1 protein-coding gene is annotated in these 703 nt (G+C 49.1%); it reads left to right on the forward strand.

The window, feature by feature from the left end:
* The coding region (locus A3751_RS02500) for an NADP-dependent isocitrate dehydrogenase (protein WP_197466125.1) at positions 1–703 on the forward strand (703 nt) is incomplete at both ends.

Here is a 703-nt window from a genome sequence, read left to right on the forward strand (position 1 = left end):
GCGTGAATCCGAATAACGGGCTGAGCAATGTGCATCAGAAAATTCAGGAGCTTCCGTATTCGCAACGTTCTGAAATTGAGGAAGATATTCGTCGCTGTTATGAGAATCGTCCAGAGTTAGCGATGGTCGATTCGGATAAGGGCATTTCGAATCTTCACGTACCGAGTGACGTGATCGTCGATGCCTCCATGCCAGCGATGATTCGTGTTGGCGGTAAAATGTGGGGCACGGATGGCAAGTTGAAAGACACCAAAGCGGTCATCCCTGAAAGTACTTATGCAACGATCTATCAGGAAGTCATCAATTTCTGTAAGCACCACGACAATTTTGATCCGACTACGATGGGCACTGTTCCAAACGTTGGTTTGATGGCACAAAAAGCAGAAGAGTACGGTTCGCACGACAAAACCTTTGAGCTTGCCGCAGATGGCGTTGTTCGTGTGGTTGACGATTCAGGCAAGGTGTTGATGTCACACGATGTGGAAAAGGGTGATATCTGGCGCATGTGTCAGACCAAAGACCTGCCGATTCGTGACTGGGTGAAACTTGCAGTGACGCGAGCGCGCGCGAGTGGTATGCCTGCCGTCTTCTGGTTGGATGCCGAGCGTCCACACGACGCCTCAATGATTTCAAAAGTCGAAATGTATCTGAAAGATCACGATACCGACGGCTTGGATATTCGAATTCTTTCTCCTGATCAAGC

The sequence above is a fragment of the Oleiphilus sp. HI0080 genome (assembly GCF_001635135.1).